General features: G+C 40.6%; 16 protein-coding genes. 5 read left to right on the top strand and 11 right to left on the bottom strand.

Translation table 11 applies throughout. From position 1 onward, the window contains the following. Position 1 precedes the first annotated feature (1 nt). On the bottom strand, positions 2–844 hold the full coding sequence (locus tag QZ574_RS02080) for a TssN family type VI secretion system protein (RefSeq protein ID WP_297086282.1): 843 nt from the start codon (positions 842–844) through the stop codon (positions 2–4). 250 nt (positions 845–1,094) lie between these two features. Between QZ574_RS02080 and QZ574_RS02075 the strand changes: the two genes are divergently transcribed. Further along, on the top strand, positions 1,095–2,354 hold the full coding sequence (locus QZ574_RS02075) for a PQQ-binding-like beta-propeller repeat protein (protein WP_297086281.1): 1,260 nt from the start codon (positions 1,095–1,097) through the stop codon (positions 2,352–2,354). Between the two features lie 17 nt (positions 2,355–2,371). Here QZ574_RS02075 and QZ574_RS02070 read toward each other — a convergent pair whose 3' ends face one another. The 6 genes from QZ574_RS02070 to QZ574_RS02045 form a co-directional block, all read right to left on the bottom strand. Next, positions 2,372–4,597, bottom strand: coding sequence for a hypothetical protein (locus QZ574_RS02070; RefSeq protein WP_297086279.1), 2,226 nt, complete (start codon positions 4,595–4,597; stop codon positions 2,372–2,374). A gap of 428 nt (positions 4,598–5,025) precedes the next feature. Next, entirely contained in the window at positions 5,026–6,861 is a 1,836-nt protein-coding gene (locus QZ574_RS02065) for an MFS transporter (protein WP_297086277.1), read from the bottom strand. Positions 6,862–6,959: 98 nt separating this feature from the next. After that, positions 6,960–8,291 (bottom strand): SpoIID/LytB domain-containing protein, encoded by a 1,332-nt coding sequence (locus QZ574_RS02060; RefSeq protein WP_297086274.1) that lies wholly within the window; start codon positions 8,289–8,291, stop codon positions 6,960–6,962. Next, the gene (locus tag QZ574_RS02055) at positions 8,288–9,226 is read right to left on the bottom strand and encodes a DUF4922 domain-containing protein (protein WP_297086272.1); all 939 of its coding nucleotides are present in this window, start codon (positions 9,224–9,226) and stop codon (positions 8,288–8,290) included. The genes QZ574_RS02060 and QZ574_RS02055 overlap by 4 nt, the downstream gene beginning before the upstream one ends. Positions 9,227–9,330: 104 nt before the next feature. Continuing rightward, entirely contained in the window at positions 9,331–10,803 is a 1,473-nt protein-coding gene (locus QZ574_RS02050; protein WP_297086270.1) for a glycosyltransferase family A protein, read from the bottom strand. 138 nt (positions 10,804–10,941) lie between these two features. After that, positions 10,942–13,914 carry a fibronectin type III domain-containing protein gene (locus QZ574_RS02045; protein ID WP_297086268.1) on the bottom strand — a complete coding sequence of 991 codons (2,973 nt, stop codon included), beginning with the start codon at positions 13,912–13,914 and terminating at the stop codon, positions 10,942–10,944. 133 nt (positions 13,915–14,047) lie between these two features. On the opposite strand from QZ574_RS02045, the gene QZ574_RS02040 reads away from it, so the two are divergent. Next, complete coding sequence (locus tag QZ574_RS02040; protein WP_297086266.1) at positions 14,048–14,893, top strand: ATPase; 846 nt, start codon at positions 14,048–14,050, stop codon at positions 14,891–14,893. Next, positions 14,890–15,708, top strand: coding sequence for an N-acetylmuramic acid 6-phosphate etherase (murQ, locus tag QZ574_RS02035; protein WP_297086264.1), 819 nt, complete (start codon positions 14,890–14,892; stop codon positions 15,706–15,708). Before QZ574_RS02040 ends, murQ begins: the two co-directional genes overlap by 4 nt. Before the next feature lie 12 nt (positions 15,709–15,720). Here the strand turns inward: murQ and QZ574_RS02030 are convergent, their stop codons facing one another. The 4 genes from QZ574_RS02030 to QZ574_RS02015 all read right to left on the bottom strand — a co-directional run bounded on the left by QZ574_RS02030 (position 15,721) and on the right by QZ574_RS02015 (position 20,326). Beyond that, complete coding sequence (locus tag QZ574_RS02030; protein ID WP_297086262.1) at positions 15,721–16,851, bottom strand: dipeptide epimerase; 1,131 nt, start codon at positions 16,849–16,851, stop codon at positions 15,721–15,723. Then, on the bottom strand, positions 16,851–17,951 hold the full coding sequence (locus QZ574_RS02025; RefSeq protein WP_297086259.1) for a C40 family peptidase: 1,101 nt from the start codon (positions 17,949–17,951) through the stop codon (positions 16,851–16,853). Before QZ574_RS02025 ends, QZ574_RS02030 begins: the two co-directional genes overlap by 1 nt. 215 nt (positions 17,952–18,166) lie before the next feature. Further along, positions 18,167–19,591, bottom strand: a complete 1,425-nt coding sequence (locus QZ574_RS02020) for a transglutaminase domain-containing protein (RefSeq protein ID WP_297086257.1) — start codon at positions 19,589–19,591, stop codon at positions 18,167–18,169. 9 nt (positions 19,592–19,600) lie between these two features. Beyond that, entirely contained in the window at positions 19,601–20,326 is a 726-nt protein-coding gene (locus QZ574_RS02015) for a FadR/GntR family transcriptional regulator (RefSeq protein ID WP_297086255.1), read from the bottom strand. A 245-nt stretch (positions 20,327–20,571) separates the two neighbouring features. Between QZ574_RS02015 and QZ574_RS02010 the strand changes: the two genes are divergently transcribed. Next, positions 20,572–22,227, top strand: a complete 1,656-nt coding sequence (locus QZ574_RS02010; RefSeq protein ID WP_297086252.1) for an alpha-L-fucosidase — start codon at positions 20,572–20,574, stop codon at positions 22,225–22,227. A 427-nt stretch (positions 22,228–22,654) separates the two neighbouring features. Then, positions 22,655–24,484, top strand: a complete 1,830-nt coding sequence (ilvD, locus tag QZ574_RS02005; protein ID WP_297086250.1) for a dihydroxy-acid dehydratase — start codon at positions 22,655–22,657, stop codon at positions 24,482–24,484. Positions 24,485–24,532 lie beyond the last annotated feature (48 nt).

Genomic DNA, 24,532 nt, shown 5'->3' with positions numbered 1-24,532 from the left:
TTTATTTCTCTATTAAGCGTTTACAAACAATAATGGAATTCTCTTTAATCAGGTTAAAACTGTTGGTTTCTTCCGGATCAATGTACTTGATCTTGCTAAACCACTTCGGTTTAATATAAAAAATCCATCCCCAAGGTTTTTCCTTTTGGTTTAGGAACTCTATTTTCTCATCCGGATTTCGGTGGTTGTAGTCGTTGATAAAATAGTAAAAAAGCTTGCCAAACACCATTTCTTTTGGCGCTTTTGCCCTAAAGCTGGTCATGCTTTTATCGTCGTGTTTCTTTTTAAACTCGAAACCAACCACCAGGGGCATTTCCATTTCCCGGTCTGATGGGTCTTCAATATGTGTATCAACCGGATAATACCATTTTCGGAGTATTTTTACAGGAATAGCCAGATAACGCAGTACGCTTCCATAAAAAACATAAGGCAGCACAAATAAGAGCAAGGTGCTTAAATTAACCGCTACTAAAAATTTGAAACCTATCAGGCCCAAAACAAGCTGCAAACCTATTCCTCCCAGCAGAGCTGCAAAAAAGGTAAACAGCAATTCGGTACCAAACGATTTTTCATCAGTCCACGAAACCAGGTTTTTTAGCAGGAATACATGCGTGACACCTAATAACAGCATCCATGCACCCAAAAAGATGTACACAAAGTAATACGATAATTCAAGAAGATTATTTAATCCTAAAAAGCCACCTGCAGCCATCAAAACGGCCAGTACAAGCGCATAAAGAATTGATTTAAGAAAACCTGCTTTTACATTCTTGTTTTTTAGTAACAATCCCAAAAAAATCAGTGCCAGAAGAATAAAGATAAAGAGGAGCAGTTTAGATACCATCGGATTATCGTTTAATTTGGTTTATACCAATGCTTAGTTCTATAAATTTACAGGAAAAATGTGTATTTGTCAACTAATTTTATGTTTGAGCAACTGCTGTACAATATGGTTTTTACAAATTGCCTGTTTTAAAGGATGAAGAAATTCAAATAAAATACGCTTCTCTGCCAATAGCTTCTCTGCCAATATATTTTTTGTAATTTAAAACAATCACCGGATACAGATAATTGAAACAACCAAAATCTCAGCTATGACAACCAGGTTCCTATTTTACCAATTGCTTCCTGCCCTAACCATTCTATCCATTTTATCTTCATGTAAATCAACTGATCGTTCAAATACCGCAGAAATAGCACAGTGGCGTGGCGAGCACCGAACAGGTGTTTATGACGGTACAAGCCTGTTAAACCACTGGGAGGCTAATGGTTTGGAACTACTTTGGGTCTACGAGGGTATTGGTAAAGGATATGCATCACCTGCGGTTTACAACAATACCATATTTGTGAACGGCGAAAAAGACAGTACCAGTGTCGTTTTCGCTATCGACCTGAACGGGAACCTGCTTTGGGAGGCAAGTAACGGCCTGGAATTTATGGGCGAGGGATTTTCTGCTACTTACCCCGGGGCACGTTCTACACCAACAATTGTTGAACAAATGGTTTTTGCCACATCGGGTAAAGGAAGAATAGGCTGTTTTGAAGCCGAAAACGGTAAAGAATTGTGGGCGGTGGACATTATTAAAGACCTGAACGGCTTGGAAAACTATTTTGGTTATTCAGAATCAGTACTTGTTGATGATGGCAAAGTATACTGTTTCCCGGGTGGCGAGCAAAACAACACCGTAGCTCTCGACTGGAAAACGGGCAATACCATTTGGTCGGTTCCTGCCATGCGCGACACCTTTTCGTACTGTTCGCCAATATTGGTGCAGCTACCTGAAAAAAAAGTGCTGGTTACCCATTCCAGACACTATTTATACACTCTTGATGCCGATAACGGCCAGGTATTGGATTCGTACTTTATAGAGCACTACCAATACGATGGAGAGCATTGCAACTCGCCGCTTTATGCCAACGGAAGTATTTATTTTATCGGGAATGAGAAGGAGGATGGTGCCATAAGGTTGGATTTATCGGCCGACGGTAAACTTACCGAAGTATGGAAAAATACAGTCATAAAAAATAACTTTAACGGCTATGTTGTATATGGCAACCACCTGTTTACAATGGTTAAAGGCAATAAACTTTTAGCTATAAATACGGCAACCGGGGCGGTTGATGCCGAAGTAAAAGCAGCTACCGGCAGCATTATTTATGCCGACAATAAGTTTATTTGTTATGGTATGAATGGCGATTTAAACCTTGTTAGCTTTGCAAACAATGAATTTAAAGTAACAGGCCAGGCAAAAGTTACAAGAGGAACAGGGCAGCATTTTGCACACCCGGTTTTGGCAAATGGGGTTTTATTAATCAGGCATGGCGATGCTTTATTGGCTTACAAAGTGTCGTAAAGTTTACCAGTTTCCATCTACTCCTCTACAAAGTACCGCAGCTGGTCGAGCATAATTGGCACGTCATCTTTATCCACTCCCAACTGAATTAGGTATGGCAGGTCTTCCTGAAAAACTTCAAAAAATTCGCGTTCGGTAAATTCTGTTTTCACTATTGATTGTTTATAATAATCAAGCGCTTGTTTACGTTTGCCCAACGCCCATTGCACATGCCCCATATTCATTAGGTCGTGCTTATTGGGAGCTTCATTTATAAGCTTTTTGAAATATTTTTCGGCTTGCTCGAACTTACCGGCAACCAAGGAGCACCAACCAATGGGTTTCCACACTTTTTTATTACCGGGAGTAAGGTATTCCACCTTGAAATAAGTTTTTAAAGCCTCATCAAACCGTTCCAGTTCAAGCAGGCAATGCCCAATATTCAACTGTACATTTAAATTGTCTTCGTCAAGTTTTTCCCCTTCGCGGTAATATGCCAATGCCTTATCGGGCATTTTTAGGTTACGGTAACAAAGTGCAATTTTGTTGAGGTTCCATTTTCTGTTCAACTCAAATAATTCAGCATTTTTATAGGCCTCTAAGGCCTTTTTAAAATCGCCAAGTTGCTGATAACAATAGCCCGTTTTTTGGTAGAGTTCGCCACTTTTCTCAAGGCTCAGCAAATAAGCAAACACCTCGGCGGCTTCAGCATAATAATTTTTCGAGAAATAATATTCGGCAATATTTCGTACTACTTCAGCATCTGCTTTCACAATTTCTTCCAGGGCCAACTTATTATGAAAATCAAAACGCCAGTTAAAAATATCTTCAAAATCATTTTTGCGTGGATGCAGTTTAAAAAAGCGATACAAATCCTGGATATATAAATTTGAAATGTACCCGGCTCTTTTTCCCGGATCGCTTAACACCTCATCGTTTTGCATTTCTTCAAACTGCTGCATTTCAGCCTGCATTCCTTCGGCCAGAAATTCACGATTTTCGGCGGGCAAGTTTTGTATGCTGAAACAAAACGAATACTTATCAGAATTACAAAGTATTGGGGCGGCATCAATTGCTTTTATAAAACGGTTGGTTAGGGGGTCTTTTTTGTCAACCATAAAATCTATTTCCGGATTTTCGGCAAAAAAAGGCATAAACCAGTTGGCAAACTCACTAAAAAACGGAAACATTTTAAGCATGGCAAACGAGCCCATAAAAACATCAGCTCCTTCCATTTGCATTTCCGAAAACTCCTCCATTTTATTCATTAAACCGGGTGAATCTTCAAATAGCTTTTCCCACTCGGGGTTTTCATCGTCGCCCAACGAGTCGTCCATTAAACTATCGAGGTTTATTTTATCTTTTAAATTCGGACTAATTTTAATCATTTCAGGAATGAGCTCATCCGTGATTTTTTTCTGAATTTTTTCGGTTTCCTTACTTCTGATTAGCTGCAAAATAACACGTTCGAGATTTTCCTTAAACCCCGGTTTTTCGTTTAATAAATTTAATCGGGCTGTTACGTTAGGATAATAAAACAGGCGGCTGTTGTATTTATAAAAACCAATCAGCAATCCAACAATAGCGCGTTGGTTTACTTCCAAATCTGAATGTTCGCAGGCATTAAATAACACGCCAAATTTTGCCTCGTCGAAGTAACGGAGCAAACTTAAAACCACTGCCGACAGGATAAATGACTTATACGATTTTTCTATTAACTCACTACTTAACAGCGCGTTTAAGAAATCCCGGTGTTCGTTCTTCAATTCATTCTGAAACCAAATAAAATAGAATAATGAAACCAGTTTTTGCTGATGCTCGCTGGCAGATATTCGTTTTGTTGAATTTTGTACTTCAGAATCGTCAACCAGGGCAAGCAATTCTTCCTGCAAATAATAATCTTCTAATTCGTTAATTAAAGTGTTAAAATTTAAGCTTCCGCCAGAAAATCCCCTTTTCTTTTCGTAGCCCAGCTTTGGCGATGACTTCAGTAAAATTTCATCGTTAATTTTATCGCACAGTTTAAATACCGATACAATAAGTTTTTGATACACTTTCTGCCGCTCGGGGTCCTGAATTCCTTCCACCGTGTATTTTAACATGTAGCTGTAGTTCTGTTCCAGGTTTCGCCATTCGTCAAGGTGAATCAATAATCCACTTTCGCGAATGAGTTTTTCAAGCTGATCGAATGCCGGTTTCAACTTTCGCTCTGCAAGGTTTTGGCAAATTTCGTTGTATTGTATGTTTAAATCTTTGTCGTTCATAGCTTATCAAAGTTACTTGAATAACAGAAGATAATCAAAAAGCTTTCCAACAATTGTTATCGGCGGATTTGTCGTAAAACGTGCTTTGGGGTCTGACAAAGTTTCAAGAAATTACCGTTCTGCAAGGTAATTTCCAGTCCTGCGGCATTTTTTGCGTTCCTGCTAACTTTTTTCGCGCCCTGCTGAAGTTTCGGTCGCCCTGCAACACTTTTTCGCAATCCTGCACCGCTTTTGCGCGTCCTGCGGCATCTTTTTGGGTTCCTGCGGCGCAGGAGGGGTAAAAACCTTGCAGGATGAGTATAAAACACGCAGGACGGATCATTAGCCTGCAGGACAATAAAGGGATGTCATCTGGCTGAGCTTTTTTAGAGAGATGATATCCTTTTACGAATAACCATAAGTGCCTAACTATTAGCCGAGTATAAAAATTATTCTTTTCCTTTTATTCCAAACTTCGAATTAACCTTAACAAACGGCAGTACCAAAAAGATTGGAATGGTACAGATCATCACCCACACAAAGAAATTTTGGTAGCCGATTATTTCCTGTAACCAACCGCTTAACATTCCCGGAATCATCATACCAAGTGCCATAAAACCGGTTGCAATGGCGTAGTGAGCGGTTTTATGTTTTCCTTCCGAAACGTAGATAGAAAAGAGCATATAAGCAGTAAAGCCGAAGCCGTAGCCAAATTGCTCTATTACTACAGCGGCCGAAATCCACCACAGCGAATGAGGCAAAAACCACGACAATAACAAGTAACAGAAGTTAGGCAGGTTTATAGCCAGCGCCATCCACCACATCCAGTATTTTAGCCCTTTGCGCGAGGCAACAATTCCGCCAAGAATACCGCCGACGGTGAGGGCAATCATTCCGGCAGTTCCATACACTAAACCAAGGTCGCCGGTTGTAATTCCAAGTCCTCCTGCTTCGCGGGCATCCAATAAAAACGGCGAGGCCATTTTAACCAATTGCGACTCGGCCAGGCGATAAAGCAACAGGAACAACATTATTGAAGCAATTTCTTTTTTGCGGAAGAATGCGGCAAAGGTTCCCATAAATTCAGCCAAAACACTTTTACCCTCGGTTTTATTCGAAACATCAGCAACAGGACGCGGTAAAAAAAAGCGGTGGTACAAAAAGAACAGAACAAACATTGCGGCAATGCAGCCAAACACCACCGACCAGGCAAATTTTATATTCCCCGAACGGCCAACAAAAGTGGTTTGCGTAGCTTTTTTCAGTTTCGAATCGAGCTGAACCACTGCAAAAGCCGGCTTGTCCCAGTTGTTTTCGTTAAACTCGTAACGGTAAGTTTTGGCCAGCTTTATACTGGCATCGCCTTTTTCGTAACCAAAGTTTAGCACTACTTCTTCGCCGGCATTGGGCTTTTTCGATAGCTGAATTGGAATTATTGCCAGATTTCCTACTTCATCGCTAAGCTGTACTTCTTCTTTATTAAACTTTGCTTTTAAGGTTGCTTTTAACGGACCAGACACACTTCTGCTCCACCAACCTGCTTGCGTTTTTACAACGTGAGTTTCGCTGGCATAAAAGTTATTTTGAATATTCCATTCCTCTACTTTCTTTTCCAGGTCAGCAGCTTCAGTTTTCGAAATCAAACCTATTGGCACTTTCAACTCCTCTTCAGAAGCAAAATACATTTCACCCGCTTCATTTAAACTTTTAAATTTATTGGGATTAAACGTAAGCTCTTTACCGGGAATGTTTTGTGCAGATACTTCAACCTTCAAAGGTTCTAAGCCGGTTGCGGTTTCCAACGCACCGGCCAGAATTACCAAAAGTCCCTGACCGGTAAGCATGGCAAAACGATAAAAAGTACTGCGGATGCCTACAAAAAATGCCTGGTCGCCTTGCGACAAGCCCAGCATATAAAAACCATCGGCAGCAATATCGTGGGTAGCCGAACTAAAAGCCAGCAACCAAAAAAAGGCCAACGTGTATTGGAAAAATTTTTCTACCGGAATAGTAAAGGCCACACCTGCCAAACCAACTCCAATCACCAGTTGCATAATTACAATCCAGAACCGTTTGGTTTTCAGGATATCTATAATGGGGCTCCACAGTGGTTTTATTACCCAAGGCAAGTACAACCAACTGGTATACAAAGCGATATCGGTATTCGAGATTCCCAGTCGTTTATACATAATTACCGAGAGGGTCATTACAATAATGTATGGAATTCCTTCGGCAAAATAAAGTGAAGGTACCCAGAACCAGGGTGATTTTTGTTTAGCTGACATAATAATTCTTTCTATTAGTAAAAGTATGCTTCGACTCCGCTCTGCACGACAAAAACGGCCCCGCTCCGCATGACCTTACGGTGAGCGGAGTATAACCTTTAATACCTCTTCTCCAAAGTTATATTTTTAAAATAATGATGCAGGATTTCATCGTATCTGTATCCTTTGTTGCCCATTACCGCCGCACCGATCTGGCAAAGGCCAACTCCGTGTCCCCAGCCGGCTCCCTGCAAAATAAACATTTGAGGAATACCATCCACCACATTTTCCTTTTCAACTAAAAAAGCCGAACTGTACAAATGCGACTCGCTCAGCCACCTGCGGATTTCCAACTCTTTCCCAACGGTTATAGTCTTTTTCGAACCAACAATTTTCAATTTAATTAATCTCCCCGAAGCTCCACGTTCTACCGGAATCAGGTCCAGAATTTTTCCGAAATCATGCCCCGAACGTTTCAAAATCAAAGCAGAAAGTTCATCTTGTTTATATTCCACTGTCCAGCGGTAAAAATCTTTGGCTGTCCAGTCGTACTCGTTCAGCACCTGTTTCAGCACCTCTTTATCATCGGTATTACAAAAAGCTTCCGGTGCATTTTTTAACCACGGAACTGCATTTTCTTCTACAGTAAGATCTGTTTCAAAACCTTTTGGAGCTGACGGGTTATCTATCACAGCCGTTAAGTAGGGATGATTTACCGGCTCCCAGCAATTTTCAAAAAGTTCAGCAATTCCACCGCAACATTTCGAGAAACGCGCATCGCAGATTTCCCCGTTGTAAGAAAGCACCACACCTGCAGTCTCACTCACCGCCTTCACCACATTTGGGTTGTGCGAACGGGTTGTTCCCTGGTAACGCTGGCAATGGTCGTCGGCACAAACATGAAAGTTAACATGGTCTTCGCGGTCGTACCATTTTATATATTCATCGTCGGTTTCAAAAGTGCTTTCATAGGTTTCTGCTCTTTCGCTTAGCTTGTCTTGTTTTTCAATTTGAGCAATTAACCAGCTACGCGATATAATTGAATGGGCCTTCAACAAATCAAGTGAACTGTTGGCGCTCATTTCCGACGAAATTACACTAATCAGGTAATGCTCAATTGACAAAACATTGATTGCCGTTATTTTTTCCTTTTCAACAAGCAACTTTAAAGCCCCCTGAAATTTCTGATTTTCTTTTTGCTCCCAGTGGAAATTTACGCCAATGGTAACATCTTTCAGTTCAAATCCGGAGCTTTGCGAATCGAGCGGAAAAAAGTGAAGTTCGTTGTTCGCCAAAGAGTCCCCAGCCAACTTTATCATCCCCTTATCGAGCTCCACAACCTGAGGGCCCTCCCATAAATTTTTATGCCCCTTTAAACGAAATTTTCCTTCCAAAATAAATTCTATTTTGTTGGAACTCATGATACCAACTGCAATTTCCGGTGTTTTCATAATTTTAGTAAACTTATCAACTCGTCAAACTTTTCTACAGATAAAAGTACCTGCCCAAAAATATCTTTTATGTCTGCCTTTGTTATCTTTTTGAAATCCTTTTCCAGCGGGGTAATTAAAACACCTCCCATATCAACCGAAGCCGGACTTAAAAGGATATTATCATCACCTTCTGCCCCATATTGCCACGGACGATGCAGTGCACGTGGAAAAATCAGCACTCTCCAGGCACCGTTAATAAAAGAAGTTAGCATATTTACCATTGGCTCGTCTTCTGCCAGGCAGAGTTTAGCCATTATTTCGAAAACCTTATCAAACGTGGCAGAAAGTTTTTCGTTGTTAGCCGACGTCATAAGTACAAAATTTCTTAAACCATCTTTTACGGCCCAAACAGCAACCTCGTTTTTTTGACAAGCATGTCCATACTTTTCTTTCAATACTTCAATCTCGTTATCAATGGGCATAAAGCCACTGTTACCTGCCTGAAAATGAAAATGGTCAGGTGCCGAAGCGCCACATTTTGGCCCGTTGTAAAACAAAGTGTAGCCTTCCATAGCCTTTGCTAAATTAAGCATACCGGCAAAGTTTCCCTTAATACGCTGGGGTATGTGTGCGCCGGCAGGTATGGTAAAATGCTCCGGAAAAATCGGAAACGGATTAATAAGAACGGAATAATCTCCAAAGCTTACACCTCGCTGCTCCTTTGGGCGATTGGCCTGGCACAAAAAACACGGGCGTGCCTCAATAGATTTATGATCCACCCTGGCAGCCGACGAAATAATGCGGGCCGGATTAAATTGCACTTTTATTACAAATCCATCAAAATCGAATGCGCGTACCTGAGCATTATCAAGTTCGGCAAAATTTTTTCCTGCCAGCTCCCATTCTGTTTTTTGGGCTGTTAGCAATTGTTTTATTTCTGTTGATATTGACATGAGCCCCTCCTAACCTTCCGCCAGCTGGCGGAGAGGAATTTGATTATTATACAATTGAACGCTCTCATTAAATTCTTTGATTTAACTTTCACCCACCGGGGGAATTAAAGTGGGCTTTTGCTTTGGTTTTTCTTTTGACGGGCTTTAAGCTCAATGGTGCGAATCCTGTCTTTGTAGGTGTTGTGCGCATTCATTTTTACAATATCCAGGGCAGCATCCGAGTTATCTTCCCAGCGACGGCACAAATAAATATTGTCGTAAATACGGCCAATTTGGTAGTTACGCGAAATGGCCAGACCTACAGCATAATCTTCGCCATAGCTTGTATTTGGCACTTTTACATCGCGGAGTACCGGTGTATAAAATGCACGCGGCGCGCCTAAACCATTAATGCGCATGGCATTGTTTTTACCGTTCTCAGGCGTCCATTCTTTATGGTCGATAATACCCGGAGGAATTTCTTCCAAATCAAAATTTACCAATTGGTAGGTTCCAACCACCATCGCACATTTTTCGGCGTCAAAAACATCAGCTACTTTTTGCAGGGTGGTCTCATCCTTATAAATATCATCGCTATCCAGTTGCATGGCAATCATTCCGCAGCGCGGATCATGAACTCCAAGGTTCCAGCAACCGCCAATTCCCAAATCTTCACGAACGGGGATAATGTGCACAACACGCTCATCATTTTCAGCAATAGATTTTATAATAGTGCTTGTTTTATCGGTCGAATGGTTATCAACCACAATCAGGTTAAAATTAAAATCGGTTTTTTGTATCAACACCGATTCCATGGCATCGGCAATTGTTTTTTCGCGGTTACGCACCGGAATTATCACCGACAGTTTCTTATCAAACGCTCTTAAATCAAGTTCTACTGGCTTAAAATCAGAGCTTAGCCAGGCGCCAACATCTTTTAAATGCTCGGTGGCAGCCTGCTCCATTTCAAGCTGCACCTGGCGGTTTTTGGGGTCAACATAATCAAAAATTTTCTGACCACTTTTTCGGGTATCGGTTTCGTCAATGGTATACAAATATTCGGGTATACGGAAAAAATTACCATGCTGCGATACTTTTAAACGCAAATAATATAAACCTGCGTATTCAAAATCCTGCGTTATTTTTGCAACTGCCGTGTGCAGCGCACTGGCCTTGTACAATACCAGTGGTCCAAAATTAAAGTCGTCGCGCAAACTACCTTCCTGGTAATCAATTACCGGATGCGCTGCCAGCTTTCCTTCTTTTACTTCATAATAATCAGCATAAACTTTTAAGGCACCCGTTGCTTCAGCTGTTTCAACTAAACGTTCAATGGCAAACTGCCCTAATTTTACCGAACATGGTTTTGTAAGTAACAATACATAATCAACCTCTTTCGAAACTTCAGTAATTCGTTTAACAGTTGAAGTAGTTGTCAATCCTTCGAAAGAAAAGGCCTTTGCTTTTTCACCTGCTTCAGCCACCAAATTTGCAGGAAGAAAGATAGTTTCAACCAATGGATTTGCCTGTAATTCGTTTATCATGTTTGCCACTCCGACAAAACTATCAGCAGGTATAAAACAGTTTATTTTTATCATTATTTTTTTAGATTTTTAGTATTTATCACTAAGAAAGAGCTTCCTCTCTTTGGTTGGAATGACAGAATTGCAGTGATGCTTGCTTCAAACCTAATCCATCGTCATTCTTTCGCTTCATTATCATTCATTTAAAACACATCACTCACTCAATAGCTCCAATATTTCACCCATCAAAGCGTTTCTTTCCGATTCGCCTTTTACCGTTTCAAATGGAAAACCAAGTGCAACAACTTTATGGTTACCATTGTAGAACACGCCGGCACTTACCATATTTTCTGCGTAACGTAAAATTGTTTGTCCCTTATCGTCAATAGGTTCAATTCCATCGGGTGCCTCAACGGCATATTGTTCCAAATTGTAAGCGGTATTAAATTCCCCATCAAAATTAATAGCTTTTGAAGTGGAAAAAAATTGTCCGTTTTTTACAGCATAATTGGTACGCCATTTAAATCCGAAAATATCGCCTAATCGTTTTTCGGCGTCCTTATTTTTCGGTATTTCTGAACCAATATAAGCACCTGAAATTAACAAGTTACCTCCACCTTTTGTGTAATCTTCCAAAACATTCAACAAGGCTGAAGTATAAATTTTAAAGTGTGTTGTTGAATCGTTGCCGGGGAATATCCTTGTTTTTTCTTCACCATAAAGCAAATCAACCAACATAAATTTATGCAAATTCACGGTATTTCCTTCAACTGCTTCGTCGCTTACAGTAACAAAACTGTAATTGTTTGCCAATAAGCTTACCCCATGCTGGTACGAAAAGTCGAATGTATTTCCTCTAAAAACAGTGGTTTCCAGATTGGCATAACTAGCACCATGACCGGGACTGTCATCGTCGAGCCATGGCGATTTACGGTCAAAATCATATTGGTTACCCGTGGTAGAAATATCGTAATGGTAGGCTACACCATGGTCGAGATTGCGAAGTACACCTGCCAGTGAATCGCATTCAAAAATTTCGGGGCTATCTACCCTGTCAAAACCATTTACAATTAATACATTTCCCTTGCTGTTTTCAGCTATTCCCACCGAAACTATTTCTGATGGAAAACTTTCGCCCCCCGCATTTACAGCCGTGACTCTAAATCCGTAAACCTGACCTTTATTTAGGTTCGGTATGACAATCTCCGTTTTTTCAACCAAAGTTCCGTTATCAAAACCATTGTTGCCGGTGCGTTTGTATACCATGTATTTTTTAGGAGCAGCGCTTGGTTCCAGTTCGTCAACAACAGGCTGCCAACTTAGTTTTACGGCATTTTCAGTTGTAAATTCCGACACTAGTTTATTAACAGGTAAAGGCTGCACTGCATAGTTGTAACCATTTTGTGTGGCTATAAAACGCAGCATTGCCTTGTAAATAGCCCGCGAAACATCAAAACGAAACTTTGGATGAAGCACATATTTTACATCATTCAGGTTTTGATGCGATAACAATTCCAGCAACATGGCAGGCACCTGTGGGCGGTAGGCTTCGCTGTACTGTGCATTCCACATACCTCGGCGTGTCCAGCGGCATTTATAAATGGCGTTTATATCGTCTACAATTTGTGTTTGAATTAAATCGGTTAGGTCGCGCGAAGCATATTTTGATTGACCACCGGCAAAAACGTTGGTATCGCGGTCGGTTGAATAGATTCCCAATGTACCAACAATGCCATCTTCGGGTAAAATTCCGGCATCGGTATGAAAGGCAAAAGCCATATCCATCGGGATTTCCAGGCCAGGATGCTGACGATTTTTTGTGGGGCCATACGGTGCTCCCATCAGCCAATTCACCCATTCTCCACGGCTCATATAATCGTCTTTATAATCATCATTGGCATTCAATTTCCACACTAAGGTATCCGGTGCTCCGGCATATTGCAGGTAGTAGCGCGCCGCTTCAAAGAACTTTGCACGCTCACCGGTTTTGCCGTTTCGCTCAACAACACCCACGCCACCACCAAAACGCACCGCATCGGCCGAGAACCATAGCTTTTTTCCTTCAGGAACTATTAATTCGACCCTGCTTCCTCGTTTATCATATCCTTTTCTGAAATGGAACTTACCGAGATAAATCCACGTGCCAAATCCCATCCGCTGGTCAACCTCAAAATCGGTAGCACCTCCAGAATGATGTACCCGGTACTTCACTTTTCCTTCTCCTTTTCCATACGATACATACACCGCATATTCTCCGGTTTCGGGAATCTCAGGAATATAAGTTGCGCGATTTCCTTTTTTCGAACTTTCAAATTTAATAGCCGTCCCCAGTTCAAACGGATTTTCATTTTTGTATAGTTGATTTCCCAGCGCAAAGCCGGTGGATTCAAGCTTCTTTCCTCTGGGCTTTTTGAATTTACTTTTGCCACTTGATGCATTATTATCTACAACTACCTCGTTTATTTGCCAGTCGCGCTCGCGTGGTATAAATACATTGGCGCCGGCATTTTCCAACATGGGCGCAATGTAGCCAAGCACAAATGCCGTTGGTAAAATATCTTCAACAGTGGTAAAAAGCCGTGCACGCTGCCATTCCCACCTATCTAGTGATGGCTCGTAATACCAACCGTGGCTGTTCCAAAGTGCAATGTTGGCATGTGTTAGTCCGGATGAAATAGTAAACGGTAGTTTTTTACGAACCACATTCGTTCGATTTTGCTGAGCGCATTGGCTAAGCCGGTCTTCGCTCCTATCAGAGGCCTCTCTGTAATAGTTGGGAACCAACTCGTGTAGCTCCACTTTGTTGGCATAAATTTTTAACTCAATCTTCTTTAGGGTATCAGGAAGATGTTCCCTGATAAAGCGTGACACATTTTCTTCATCATTTTCACGGAAAGGCATTTCGGCAAGCGCTTTGTTAAAATGCAGGTGCAAGGTATCATTGGCTGCATTCCAGAAAATAGTATCCAGCAACACTTTTTTACCGTTAAGGTAATTATCCGCACCAACGTAAAAATGAGCGCTTGTTTTTCCTTTTAAAAGCTCATTTATTTTGTCTTTTATACTTGTTGTTTCCTGCCCAACTGCCTTTTGTTGAATTATAACCAAAGCAAGGAATAACAAAACAAATGTTTTTAGGCTGAAAGCTCGCCAAAGGTCTTTTTTTGACAGGTAAGAATCGAACATTGCGCTAATCAGGTTTTCGTGTTAAACAAATATAGATAGAATTTGTATTACATATTACAAATATGCTTTTTTTTTATAGCTTTGTATTGTTCAATAAACTTAACAAATAAAATATAACTCATAAAAATTACTTATGATTGTTATTGCAGACAGCGGCTCGTCTAAAACCGACTGGTTATTTATCGGAAAAGATAAAGAGATTAGCCTGGAATCGCCTGGCATCAACCCCTTCTTTCAGAATTCAGAGCAGGTATTTACGGCATTATCGTCTGCATTAGGCCACCTGCCGGTATCAGAAGTAAATGCTGTCTATTTTTATGGAGCGGGTTGCATAAAAAAGAAAACCGATCAGGTTGTTCACCGCGCTTTATCCTTAATTTTTACGAATGCCCACCTGGAAATTGAAGACGATATGCTTGGCGGTGCCCGCGCTCTGCTTGGCAAGCAACCAGGAATTGCCTGTATTTTAGGCACCGGAGCAAACTCGTGCTTCTACAATGGCGAAATAATTGAAGATAAAGTGCCTACACTTGGTTTTATTCTTGGCGATGAAGGAAGCGGTGCACACCTCGGAAAATTATTCCTGAACGACTACTTTAAAAGGGCCTTACCACAAGAACTTAAAAACAGAGCTGACAGCAATTTACAACTTAACATGCCCGAGGTACTTGCAGCTGTTTACCGCGGTGAATATCCAAGCAGATACCTGGCCGGGTTTTCAAAATTTTTAAAGCAAAATATCGCTCATGTTTATATCAGAAACCTGGTAAAAAGGGGTTTTTCAGAATTCTTTTTCAGAAATGTTGAGCGTTACGAAAACTACAAAAGTGTTCGAGTAAGCTTTGTCGGATCAATTGCATTTTTCTATGCAGATATTTTAAAAGAAGTAGCTGTTGAAAGGGAAATACAGATTGGTAAGATAGTTGAAAAACCCATTGAGGGCTTAAAACATTTTCATTCTAATTTAAACAAAAAATGAAAGTAACTGAATCAACATCCTTGTATGACAACCTCGATAAAATGTCGGTTAGCGAAATTCTGACCAGTATTAATAACGAAGACGCCAAAATTCATATTGCAGTAAAAAGTCAGATTTCAAAAATTGAAGAGTTGGTAACCAGGCTTGTTGACCGGATACAATCGGGAGGGCGTTTATTTTATTTGGGAGCAGGCACCAGTGGTCGTCTGGGTATTCTGGATGCATCAGAAATACCACCAACATTTGGTATGCCACACGGCGTGGTAATTGGATTGATTGCCGGAGGAGATACAGCCATTAGAAGAGCCGTAGAATCGGCTGAAGACAAAATACACGGCGGCTGGGAAGATTTGCAACAATATAACATTAACGAAAAAGATACCGTGGTAGGAATTGCAGCTTCGGGTGGTACTCCCTACGTAATTGGAGCCTTGCAAGATGCCAACAAAAACGGATTACTTACAGCCTGCATTACTTGTAACCCCGACTCTGAAATTGCCAAAGTGGCCACTATTGCTATTGAGCCAATTGTAGGCCCCGAATTTTTAACCGGTAGCACACGAATGAAAGCGGGCACTGCACAAAAACTGGTGCTGAACATGATTACCACTACCTTAATGATTAAGCTTGGACGAGTAAAAGGAAATAAAATGGTTGATATGCAATTAACCAATAAAAAGTTGGTTGAACGCGGTTCGAAAATGATTGTTGATGAGTTGGGTATCGATTTTGAAGAAGCGCAACGATTATTACTTTTTCATGGCTCAGTCAGAGCTGTTCTTAACAGCATCAAAAACCAGCTACCAAACAATTAGCCTCAGTGTCGGCTAATTAATTTTTCGAATACCAATGCCAGGTAATTCATTTAAAGTTACCTTTCCGTCAATAACTTTCATTCCGTCAAACACGTCGTTTTTAATTAGAAGTGCACCATCCAGGTCGGCCCAGTCAACCAGTGGCGATAGTTGTGAGGCAGCTGTAACTGCACACGAAGTCTCCGTCATGCAACCGATCATTACTTTCATATCCAGGGCACGTGCAACATCAATCATTTTTTTGGCCTCGCGCATCCCGGTGCTTTTCATCAGTTTTATATTTATTCCTGAGTACACATCTTTAATTTTCGGAATATCGTGTATGCGTTGAAAAGCCTCGTCGGCAACCGTTGGTAACGGGCTATGGGCCGTTAGCCAGGCCATATCATCTACTTGCCCGCCAGGCATGGGTTGTTCAACAAAAACAATTCCTTTTTCCTGTAACCAATGTATCATGTCTAATGCCTGATGTTTATCCTTCCAACCCTGGTTAACATCCACACACAAAGGCACATCGGTTACGGTCCGGATTGTTTCTACCAATTCCTTATCGTTATCGCGCCCCATTTTTACTTTCAGTATTTTAAACTCGGCCGCTTCTTTGGTTTTCTTAACGATCATTTCCGGAGTATCAATACCAATGGTAAATGAAGTAAGCGGTGTATCATCCGGATTCAGTCCCCAGATTTTATACCATGGTTGATTCATGATTTTCCCCACCAAATCGTGCAAAGCAATATCAACACAAGCTTTTGCTGCCCGATTCCCGGGTTCAACACTGTCGACATATTCCAGAATTTCATCCATTCTGAACGGGTCGTTAAAAGCCGCCAAATCAACCTTTTTAAGAAATTTTGCCACCGTTTCGTGCGATTCTCCCAAATACGGAGGCATCGAAGCTTCACCGTAACCAACCAATCCATCGTATTCCAACTCAACCAACATTACAGGTGTTGTGGTTCGCGAACTGGTAGCTAAAGTAAAAGCATGCTTTAACTGAAGTTCATAAGGTTTAAATGATAGCTTCATTTTTGCGTTTTTTAAAATTGAATATTTATTGTCAGAAATGCTTTGTTTTGCTAATAACATTCCTCCCGAAAGAGCACCAATGCTTTTTATAAAGTTTCGTCTTTCTATCCTCATTACGGTAAAATTTCTTTGTAAAACTCGTTGTCAATCACCCACTCAATGCCTTTACCATCAACATTACCAAGCACTTTTCGAGCCCGAACAAAAGCGGTTTCGTAATACGCTGTATATTTTTCGCTATTTCTGTTAAGACTATTTATTCTAACTTTTCCCGAGGCATGAATAAACTCGGAGCCATCGATAACCATTCCCACATGGGTTACTCTTTCTTTCTGATTGCCAGTTGCTTTTTTTCCAAAGAAAACCAAATCGCAGGGCTGTAATATGTCGTATCCTTTTTCTGTATCAACCAATTCGCCATAAAAGGTTTGTTGCGATGCATCGCGCTGCAAAATTAATCCGTGCAAATAAAAGCCCGACTTAACAAAACCACTGCAATCTACCATTTTGGCAGAGGTTCCGCCCCATAAGTACGGAACACCCTTAAATTTAAAAGCAGTAGCCAATACCTCTTCTGCTGTTACCCTTTTCTTTTTCCAAATGTCGAGAGAAACACACTCGCTTGCGTCTACAAATCCTTTGCGGCCATCAGCTAAGACAATTTTATAAAAACCATTTTCTTCATTCACCACGCTTAACAAATTAGTTAAAACCAGGTCAAACTCTATTTCACTATCGTTATCGGCTTCGGCATAAGCAAATCCGTTTTGTTTTTTATACAGCACCTTTTCTAATGCTTTCCATTCTGCCAATTCTGCATTGGTTTTTAAAGCAATTCCGGCAGCATCTACCCAGCCAAAATAACAATCGGGCGTTTGTATCAAAAACCAGCCACCGTTTTCCATATAAACCTTCACAGGTGTTCCCATTACTGCTTGTGTTACCAATTCGGCCGAGTGGCTAGCTGCACCGCGCACATTACAAACCGAAAGCGTAACAATAGCCCACGGATTTTCTTTGAACTTTTCAGCAGGCAACAATTCTACGTTGAAATCTAGCGATTTTTCTTCAGCTAAATTTTGAAGGTCTGCATAAGCTTTTTCAGAAACCGTAGTTCCCGACAAGACATTTTTTCCTTGCTGAGTTTCTACATCAACATTAAAATACTCTAATCGTTTATCTGGAATATTAGCTTGTTGAATATCTTGAATCATTGAAGAAACATCAACGTTCTTTGATGGGCTACAAGCCGTAATAACTAATATTATTATGAAAAAGTAATTGATAGAGTGCTTCATGATGCAGCAAGGATTTGTATTACATATTACAAATCTATAAATATTATTATTATTTCTACACAAATGCGAAGAGAAATCTTTTTCAAAGCTACCAATTTTTCGCCGCGTTCTAATTGACTGGTAAACAGAGACTAATCATCCAGGTATTCCACTTCCATTTTGTACGACCATGTATCGAAATAAAGGTTTCCTCCCTTCCATTCCAACTCACCACGTTGAAAATCGTATGGTTCACTTCGGTAATGTTTTTTAGAGGGATAAAGTTCCTGCGCGTAATCATCGTTAACAACAAGGCGATAACAATCCAGGCCATTCAAATAAAACTCTTTAATTCGTTTATCTTCTGAATTTATCAACTTAAATGAAGGATCAACCGGCACCCAGCCAATGCCTTCGTAATACACCTCGGCCCAGTCGTGTAAGTTTTTGGTTTGCGGCAACAAGTACCATCCGCTCTGCCATTTACACGGGATTCCAAGACTGCGGGCCATGCTTAAAAATAAAAATGTTTGCACACCACAATCGCCATGCATATTTTCTAAAACATAGCATGGGATACAGGGCATAACTGAATATTCCAACGCTCCGGCCCAGGGGATATTATTGTTTAACCAGTAATACAATAACTCAACCTGCTTTACCGGATTCGTTTCTTTTCCAACAATTTCCCGGGCAAGATGAGTTACTTCATCAGTAAAAACAATATGCGGTAAACGTTCTTTTGTATATTTTTTATACCGTTCTGAACCTTTGTCGTAATCCTCAACCTGTTCGGGTTTTACATCAAACCATTGCGCAGCAGCATGAAAAATATACGAAACATAAAAAACAGTTTCCATATCCTTTTCAGCCTTTTTTTCCATATAAATAGTTCGCTGCATAGTTTCATTTGGGGCTATTACATAATCCGGCTGGCTTGCACTTAAAAACGCTACTTCGGGCAAACGCACCGAACCTGTTCGGGGATAAGGCAACCAACACCTAACTATTTCTCCTTCAGGAGCCTGGTTTGGTTTTAAAGCAATCGTATAATTCACCTTTATTTTTTGGTGATTAAATGATTTAACCGGTTCAATATTATTTTCAAACCATTTAGGCAACTCATTAATTTGAAAGGCATCTACCCCATCGTAACTTTTTCCGCTAACAGATTCTTTTAACTTTTTAGCCTCATTGTTTAATCTGAATAAATTAGAAACTGAACGTTTGAAATAGCGTTTCTCTCCATCAATCACACGCATTTCCAATTGTCTGGCAGCTTCCCATTTGTTCAGTTGCTCATGGGTAACTTCAGGATAATACTTTTTTAATTGCTGTTTTATCTCGGTTCGGGTATAAGGAAACTCTTTTCGCAGTCGGCGAATTGTTTCCAACTGAATAGAATAGTTTTGGTCATTTTGCCCGGATTCTATTTTCGTTATCAGAATTTCTTCGGCTTCAGAAAACCGGCCTTCCTGTAAAAATTTATCCAAATTGAATTCAGTATCAGGTTTATTATGGCAACCGGCAACCATTATCATTGCATAGATTACAGCATGTAGCTTAAAAAACTTCATGTATTTTTTCTAATAGGTATTATGCAAATATTTCTGATAAATTTCCATGGTTCGATGCAAATGAACTTTCATTAATTCCGAAGCTTCATTGCGTTTTTGTTTATTTATGGCATCAAAAATTTTTAGATGATACTCCAGCGTAATGTCCTTTTCTCCTTCAATATTCGCATAAATCAGGTTGCGCATTCGTGGCAACAATGAATAGATTGGCTCCATCGAAATTTGTACGATCGGATTATGGGTGGCTTTGGCAATCAGCAAATGAAATTTGTTGTCAAGATCAGCTTCCAACTGAATATTATCTGAATTACAAACTTTAAACAACTCTATATTATCCTGAATATCAGCCAAATCGTTTTGTGTACGTTGCTGTGCTGCCAGGCTGGCAATTTCGGGTTCAAACAACCGACGAACTTCTATTATCTGAGCAATCAGGTTATGATCAAATTGCATGTCGTAATACAAATTCAGGTTTTTAATGGCATCGTCGATTTTTAATCCGGTTACCACCATACCACTGCCTTTTGTTATCTCAACTAAACCTCTGGCACTAAGCCTTCTTAAAGCCTCTCGAAGGGCAGTACGACTAACTCCAAAACTTTCACAAAGTTCTCTTTCTGTGGGAAGTTTTGAGCCTACCGGTAATTTCTTCTCGCGTATAGCAACTTCCAATCGTCTTTCTATTTTTTGGCTTAAAGTTAGTTTGCTGCCAATTTTGCTGAATATTTCATCCATTTCAGTTACTCTGGGTTTACGTTTGTTTTACTTAGCCACATGTCCTATGTATTACAAATATAATATTTAAAACAATAGAACTTCAACGATATGGTTTATAAACAGAAGCGCCAATACCGTAAAATGTAATATGCTGACAATAAAAACATTGGCTTACACGCAAAAATGCGCTGGCCCTGCTCCCCCTTGCCTAACTACTATTTTTTAGTAATTTAACCGGCATTAATTCAATCAACCATTCAATTATGAAGAAACTTAGCTTAGCTTTCGCGTTATGTACCTTTTCTTTACTCCTTTTGGCACAAACATCACTAAACCATGAGAACGAGGTGCTTAATTTAAACAAACCCGACAGAGTTGAATGGTTTCGCAACCTGGGCTTTGGCATGTTCATACATTTTAGTTTCGATAGTCAGCTCGGTGTGGTTATCAGTCACTCCATGGCCGGAGCTTCTGATGATTACCTGAACCGATACATCAAAGAACTTCCCAAAACCTTTAACCCAAAAGAATTTGATGCTCATGAAATTGCCACTTTAGCAAAGCTGGCCGGAATGAAATATATTGTATTTACGACCAAACACCACTCCGGTTTTTGCATGTGGGATACCGAAACAACTGATTTCAATATCAGCAACACCCCGTATAGAAATGATTTGGTTGCCGAATACGTTGAGGCTACACGCAACGCAGGCCTGGCGGTAGGTTTTTATTTCTCGCCGGAAGATTTCAATTTTTTATATGAAAACGGCCTTCAGGTTCGCCGCAGATTTACTGCCCCCATTCCAAACCAGATTATGAATAAATACCTGGAACTGAACGAACTCCAGATGCTTGAACTTATGGCTAAATACGGCGATATTGATATTCTTTTTTACGATGGAGGTGAAGGCCCGCTAGTTGAAAAATGCAAGCAGGTAGCCTGGGAACTTCAGCCCGATGTGGTGGTTACACGTGGCGCCATGCAAACGCCTGAGCAGACCCTTCCGGGCGTTACCATATCCGATCCGTGGGAAGCTAACCTAACCATGGGCACACAATGGGCCTACAAACCGGCCGACGAGGATTACAAATCAGGCCTTCGTTTATTGGAGATTCTTATTGAAACACGTGCAAAAGGTGGCAATCAGCTGCTAAACATTGGCCCTAAACCAAACGGAGAAATACCGGAAACACAGGAAGATCGATTGCGCGAAATTGCTGCCTGGAATTTTATTAACGGAGAAGCCATTGATGCAACAGAACCATGGATTATTCCAAATGAAGAGAATATTTGGTTTACCTGGAAACCCAAAGAGAAATGTCTGTATGCATTTTTAACCAAACAACCCCAATGGCCACGCGGTGAGCGCCGGGAGTTTGTAATACGGTCGGCAGAGCTATCTGAAAATTCAAAAGTTGAAGTATTGGGGCAATCAAGCGAATTGGTAGAATACATGCCGGATATCGATGCAACAACTTATTTTCAGCAAAAAGAAGATGGATTGCATATATCGTGTGTGCGCGCACAACGTATTTATAACAACCACAAATGGAATAACCCAATTGTATTAAAAATTACCAATTGCAAACCGGCCCTTATTCCACCCGTTGTAAAAACAGAAGATGCCGAAATTATTTATTCCAAAGGTAGTAGCTTTATTCAGTTTAAGGGCACAATTATAAAGCACGATGACGAAGAAAAACTAACAGCCTGCTTTCAGTACAGACCCTATGCCGGATTTGTTGAAGAACTGTATTCTGACGAGTGGATGGAAACAACAAATGCAGCAATTAATGACAGTAGTTTTGTGTTTAAACTTCCGGTACAAATTAAAAATGTTACCTACCAGTACCGGGCATTGGTAAAACACCCAAAGGCCAGCATTTTTGGCGAAATAAAAAGAATTGAAACCAAATAAAATAGAAATGAGCTACTGATAGAACTGAAATATTACTAACAATTCACGGTTAATCAGACATTAACGATTAGCGTTGTAAAATTAATGTAGCGAAGATTTTAAGTCATATCGTGGCAACTATCACAAAAACAAGCATAAATCTTACAAATCATAACAAAAATGAAGTGTTTTTTAAAAATCAGTATAAAATCCGACATTTTAGTTTCAATTCATTTTGATAATAAATTATAATTTTTACATTTGCTTCAACTTTACAAAAGATTATGAGAAATTTATCTATCAATATTGTTGTCCTACTCGTTGTCATTCTTGGAAATACTGAGAAAGGCCATTAATTTGTATAGATAGTTAAAAATATTTATAAGCCTTTCTCAAAACAGAGAAAGGCTTTTTTAATGCTACAACAGACAGAAAAAGACAAATAAGTATGCAATATCCTTTACGAAGCAACACTACCACACAAGGACGCCGGATGGCCGGTGCACGGAGCCTTTGGCGCGCAAACGGAATGAAAGAAGAACATTTTGGCAAACCACTTATTGCCATAGTAAATTCGTTTACACAATTTGTGCCGGGGCATGTTCACTTGCACGAAATAGGCCAATACGTAAAAGGTTTAATTGAAAAAGAAGGCTACTTTGCGGCCGAGTTTAATACCATTGCCATTGATGACGGTATTGCCATGGGGCACGACGGAATGCTTTATTCCCTGCCATCGCGCGATGTAATTGCCGACAGTGTGGAATACATGTGTAACGCACACAAGGTTGACGCCATGGTATGCATTTCAAATTGCGATAAAATTACACCAGGTATGCTCATGGCTGCCATGCGATTAAACATTCCGGCAATATTTGTTTCGGGTGGACCGATGGAAGCCGGTGAGGTTGACGACCGTTACCTCGACCTGGTAGATGCGATGGTTATGGCTGCCGACACCTCGATAGACGACGATTATGTTTCGAAGGTTGAACAAAATGCCTGCCCTACCTGCGGATCGTGTTCGGGTATGTTTACCGCTAACTCGATGAACTGCCTGGCTGAAGCAATTGGTCTTGCGCTGCCTGGCAATGGCACCATTGTAGCTACCCACGCCAACCGTAAGAAGCTATTTGAAGAAGCCGCTCAACGAATTATTGCAGCCACAAAATCATACTACTTCGAAGGAAACGAGGCTGTACTTCCAAGAAATATTGCAAGCCGCGATGCCTTTTTAAACGCCATGAAACTGGATATTGCGATGGGAGGATCAACCAATACAGTACTTCATCTTTTGGCCATTGCCCACGAGGCTGAAGTAGAATTTACCATGCAAGATATTGACCAGCTTTCGCGTATAACCCCTAACCTTTGCAAAGTAGCACCTAACGGCCACTATCATATTCAGGATGTAAACCGTGCCGGTGGTATTTTATCTATTTTAGGAGAACTTGAACGTGGAGGCTTACTTGAAACTGAAGTATCGCGAATTGATGGAAGGACTCTGGGCGAAGCTATTGCCGCTTACGATATCACACGTGATTCGGTAAGCGAAGATGCCATTAACCGTTTCAAATCGGCTCCCGGCGGAGGAAGAAACCTGGTAATGAGCTCACAAACAAGCCAGTATAAAAAGCTTGACACCGACCGTGCAGCAGGATGTATCCGCAATTTTGAAAATGCCTACAACAAAGATGGTGGTTTAGCTGTTCTTTTCGGAAATATTGCCGAAAAAGGTTGTATTGTAAAAACAGCGGGAGTGGATGCATCAATTTTCAAATTTTCAGGAACAGCAAGAGTTTTCGATTCGCAAGATGATGCTGTGAATGGAATACTCGGCGACACCGTGCAGAAAGGCGATGTAATTGTTATTCGTTACGAAGGGCCAAAAGGTGGGCCGGGTATGCAGGAAATGCTATACCCCACCTCTTACCTAAAATCAATGCAATTGGATAAACATTGTGCCTTAATTACCGACGGACGTTTTTCCGGTGGTACATCAGGGTTATCAATTGGCCATGTTTCGCCAGAAGCAGCTGCTGGTGGAGCAATTGCACTAATTCGAAACAACGACAAAATTGAAATTGATATTACTACCCGTTCCATAAACCTGCTTATTTCTGACGAAGAAATGCAACAACGCAGAGATGAAGAGAATGCCAAAGGAGCCCAAGCATGGAAACCGGAACAACGCCAACGCAATGTTTCAAAAGCGCTAAAAGCCTATGCCAGCCTGGTTTCATCAGCCGATATGGGAGCAGTAAGACTAATTGATTAATTGTAATTATACAGCAAAAGATAAAAAACAACGAGAAACAGAACACCG

This window comes from uncultured Draconibacterium sp. (assembly GCF_913063105.1).
In the GTDB taxonomy this organism is placed as follows: Bacteria; Bacteroidota; Bacteroidia; order Bacteroidales; family Prolixibacteraceae; genus Draconibacterium.
The sequence above is the reverse complement of the archived record's forward strand: the minus strand, read 5'-3'. Positions and strand labels throughout refer to the sequence as shown.

Coding starts and splice junctions, on each gene's coding strand:
- QZ574_RS02080 (WP_297086282.1), bottom strand. CDS start 844: ATGGTATCTAAACTGCTCCTCTTTATCTTTATTCTTCTGGCACTGATT.
- QZ574_RS02075 (WP_297086281.1), top strand. CDS start 1,095: ATGACAACCAGGTTCCTATTTTACCAATTGCTTCCTGCCCTAACCATT.
- QZ574_RS02070 (WP_297086279.1), bottom strand. CDS start 4,597: ATGAACGACAAAGATTTAAACATACAATACAACGAAATTTGCCAAAAC.
- QZ574_RS02065 (WP_297086277.1), bottom strand. CDS start 6,861: ATGTCAGCTAAACAAAAATCACCCTGGTTCTGGGTACCTTCACTTTAT.
- QZ574_RS02060 (WP_297086274.1), bottom strand. CDS start 8,291: ATGAAAACACCGGAAATTGCAGTTGGTATCATGAGTTCCAACAAAATA.
- QZ574_RS02055 (WP_297086272.1), bottom strand. CDS start 9,226: ATGTCAATATCAACAGAAATAAAACAATTGCTAACAGCCCAAAAAACA.
- QZ574_RS02050 (WP_297086270.1), bottom strand. CDS start 10,803: ATGATAAAAATAAACTGTTTTATACCTGCTGATAGTTTTGTCGGAGTG.
- QZ574_RS02045 (WP_297086268.1), bottom strand. CDS start 13,914: ATGTTCGATTCTTACCTGTCAAAAAAAGACCTTTGGCGAGCTTTCAGC.
- QZ574_RS02040 (WP_297086266.1), top strand. CDS start 14,048: ATGATTGTTATTGCAGACAGCGGCTCGTCTAAAACCGACTGGTTATTT.
- murQ (WP_297086264.1), top strand. CDS start 14,890: ATGAAAGTAACTGAATCAACATCCTTGTATGACAACCTCGATAAAATG.
- QZ574_RS02030 (WP_297086262.1), bottom strand. CDS start 16,851: ATGAGGATAGAAAGACGAAACTTTATAAAAAGCATTGGTGCTCTTTCG.
- QZ574_RS02025 (WP_297086259.1), bottom strand. CDS start 17,951: ATGATTCAAGATATTCAACAAGCTAATATTCCAGATAAACGATTAGAG.
- QZ574_RS02020 (WP_297086257.1), bottom strand. CDS start 19,591: ATGAAGTTTTTTAAGCTACATGCTGTAATCTATGCAATGATAATGGTT.
- QZ574_RS02015 (WP_297086255.1), bottom strand. CDS start 20,326: ATGGATGAAATATTCAGCAAAATTGGCAGCAAACTAACTTTAAGCCAA.
- QZ574_RS02010 (WP_297086252.1), top strand. CDS start 20,572: ATGAAGAAACTTAGCTTAGCTTTCGCGTTATGTACCTTTTCTTTACTC.
- ilvD (WP_297086250.1), top strand. CDS start 22,655: ATGCAATATCCTTTACGAAGCAACACTACCACACAAGGACGCCGGATG.